1 protein-coding gene is annotated in these 3631 nt (G+C 70.7%); it reads left to right on the forward strand.

From position 1 onward, the window contains the following. The coding region (locus ABZ953_RS39150; protein WP_361734294.1) for a beta-ketoacyl synthase N-terminal-like domain-containing protein at window positions 1–3631 on the forward strand (3631 nt) is incomplete at both ends.

A 3631-nucleotide genomic window follows, 5' to 3' on the forward strand; every position in this document is an offset into this window, starting at 1 on the left:
ACCCCACCCGACCCACCGCCCACACCACCCACCACCACAACAACCTCACCCACCAACTCACCACCCTCACCCCCACCGACCAGGAAAAACTCCTGATCGACATCATCGGTGGCGAGGCCATGGACGTCCTCGGTGTCGACGTCGGCGACCTGTCCAGGGACGGCCGCGGCTTCAGTGATCTCGGCTTCGACTCGCTGACGGCGGTTGAACTCCGTAACCGACTCAGCACCGCGACCAGCGTCAAGCTCCCCGCCACGCTGATCTTCGACTACCCCACCCCCAAGGCACTCGCGCGCCACCTCCGCGACGAACTCAGCGGACAGACCACCACCCCCGCCACCGCGGCCATCAACACCCCGGCCCTCGCTACCGCCACCGACGACGACCCCATCGCCATCGTCGGCATGGCCTGCCGCCTGCCCGGCGGCGTCGCGGGCCCCGAGGACCTGTGGCAGATGGTCAGCGAAGGCCGCGACGGCATGTCCGACTTCCCCACCGACCGCGGCTGGAATCTGGACGGCCTCCTCGGCTCCTCCGACCCCGACCAGGCGGGCACCTCGTACGTGCAGCAAGGCGGATTCCTGCACGAGGCCGGGCGGTTCGACGCCGGCTTCTTCGGCATCTCCCCCCGAGAAGCCACCGCCATGGACCCCCAGCAGCGCCTCCTCCTCGAAACCTCCTGGGAAGTGTTCGAGCGCGCGGGCATCGACCCGACCCGGGCACAGGGTTCCAACATCGGTGTCTTCTCCGGGGTCTCCATTCACGACTACCTCGGCGCGCTGGAGCAGGTGCCCGAGGAGTTCGAGGGCTTCGCGACGACGGCCATCGCGGGCAGCGTGGCCTCGGGCCGCGTCTCGTACGTCTTCGGGTTCGAGGGTCCTGCGGTGACCGTCGACACGGCCTGCTCGTCCTCGCTCGTGGCGATCCACCTGGCCGCGCAGGCGCTGCGCCAGGGCGAATGCACCATGGCCCTCGCCGGTGGTGTGGCCGTCATGGGTTCGCCTGCCGGTGTGCTCGGCTTCTCGCGTCAGCGCGGTCTGGCCGCCGACGGCCGTATCAAGGCGTTCTCCTCCACCGCCGACGGCACCGTGCTCTCCGAGGGCGTCGGTGTCGTACTCCTTGAGCGGCTTTCCGAGGCGCGCAAGAACGGGCACACGGTCCTCGCCGTCGTCCGCGGCTCGGCGATCAACCAGGACGGCGCGTCCAACGGACTCACCGCCCCGAACGGCCCCGCACAGCAGCGAGTCATCCGCAAGGCCCTCGCCAACGCCCGCCTGACCACCTCCGACATCGACATGGTCGAGGCACACGGCACGGGTACGACGCTGGGCGACCCGATCGAGGCCCAGGCACTCCTTGCCACCTACGGCCAGGACCGCGCCGAGAACCAGCCCCTCTGGCTCGGCTCGCTGAAGTCGAACATCGGGCATGCCCAGGCCGCCGCGGGCGTCGCGAGCGTCATCAAGATGGTCGAGTCGATGCAGCACGGCGTCCTGCCCGCCACCCTCCACGTCGACGAGCCGACGTCACAGGTCGACTGGACGGCAGGCGCGGTGGAACTGCTCACCGAAGCACGCCCCTGGCCCGAGACCGAACACCCCCGCCGCGCGGGCATCTCCTCCTTCGGCGTCAGCGGCACCAACGCCCACCTCATCCTCGAACAGGCACCGCAGGAGCCCTCCGCGGACCACGCGGCGGAGCCCCTCCTCGTGGACGACGAAGCACCGCTGCCGTTCGTGGTGTCGGCCAAGAGCGCGGGCGCGCTGGCCGGTCAGGCACAACGCCTCGCCACGTACGTCGAGACCAACGAGAACATCCCGCTGGCCGGTATCGCCGCATCGCTCCTGTCCGACCGTGCACTCCACACCGACCGCGCCGTGGTCGTGGCCGCAAGCCGAGAGGAACTTCTCGTACGCCTCCGGACGCTGGCCAACGGCGAGCCCGGCCCCGGCGCGACGGCCGGCACCCGTACCGGCACCGGAAAGCTCGTCGTTGTGTTCCCCGGCCAGGGTGCGCAGCGCGCCGGTATGGGACGCGAACTGTACGACCGCTACCCGGTGTTCGCTGCCGCCCTCGACGAGGTGTGCGCCGAACTCGACGACCGCCTGGCGGGCTGGGTGTCCCGTCCCATCCGTGAACTCGTCTTCGCCACCGAGGGAAGCACCGAGGCACAGCTGCTCGACCAGACGGTGTACACGCAGGCCGCGCTGTTCGCCGTGGAGACCGCGCTGTTCCGCCTCGTCGCGTCGTGGGGGGTACGCCCCGACGTCGTAATGGGGCACTCGATCGGTGAGATCAGTGCCGCACACGCGGCCGGAATGCTGTCCCTCAAGGATGCGGCGACCCTGGTCGCGGCCCGCGGCAGGCTGATGCAGCCCCTGCCGACCGGCGGCGCCATGGTCGCCGTGGCAGCGGGCGAGGACGAGGTCCGCGCTCTGCTGACGGACGGCGTGGACATCGCCGCCGTCAACGGCCCCGCGTCCGTGGTGCTTTCCGGCGACGAGACCCCGGTACTCGAACTCGCCGACACGCTCCGGGCAGCGGGCCGCAAGGTCAAGCGGCTCGCGGTGTCGCACGCGTTCCACTCCGCCCGGATGGACGCGATGCTGGATGAGTTCGCGGCCGAGCTGGCCGCCGTGGAGTGGCAGCCCGCGAACATCCCCGTGGTATCGAACGTGACCGGTCAGGTCGTCGAGGATGACCTGATGCGGACGGCGGACTACTGGGTCGAGCATGTGCGCCGCCCCGTTCTCTTCGCCGCGGGCGCGCAGGCCGCGCTGGACCATGGCGGGCAGGTGTTCCTCGAGCTGGGCCCGGGTGCGGTACTGACCGGACTCGTCCGGGAGCTGACCTCGGAATCGCCTCAGGCGGCGGATGCCGTGTGCGTAGCTGCGATGCGCGACGGGCGCGACGAAGCGCAGACACTGCTCGGCTCCCTCGCGGAGGCGTTCGTCCGCGGCGCCGACGTCGACTGGACCGCGGCTCTGCCCACCGGGGCCGTGTCCACCGAGGCCGTGGACGGGCCGCGCGTGGCACTGCCGACGTACGCGTTCGACCAGGAGCACTACTGGCTTCGTACGGTGGGTGCCCCGTCGGACGCCACGTCCCTCGGCCTGTCGGCCGCCGGTCACCCGCTGCTCGGCGCGAAGGTCGACGTACCGTCGACGGGCGGGCTGCTCTACACGTCTCGTCTGTCGCTGCGCACGCACCCCTGGCTCGCCGACCACGCCGTTCAGGGTGTGGTGCTGATTCCGGGCGCGGCCTATGTCGACCTGGCGATCCGTGCCGGTGACGAGTTCGGCTGCGGGGTCCTCGACGAGCTGGTCATCGACGCGCCGCTGGTACTTCCCGAGGAGGGCTCGGTACGCGTCCAGGTCGCCGTGGGCGGCGAGGACGAGCAGGGCCGTCGTTCCGTCGGTGTGTACTCCTCGCGGGGTGATGTCGTCGAGGGTGGCGGTCAGGGCGGTCAGGAGTGGACGCGGCATGCGTCCGGTGTGCTGTCGCCGGTTGCTCCCGTCGCTCCGGTTGCTTCGGCTGGGGCCGGGGCGCGTTATGACTTCGGGCAGTGGCCGCCTGCGGGTGCCGAGCCGGTGGACATCACCGGGTTCTACGAGGATCTGACCGAGCGGGG

The organism is Streptomyces sp. NPDC046465 (assembly GCF_040646035.1).
Lineage (GTDB): Bacteria > Actinomycetota > Actinomycetes > Streptomycetales > Streptomycetaceae > Streptomyces.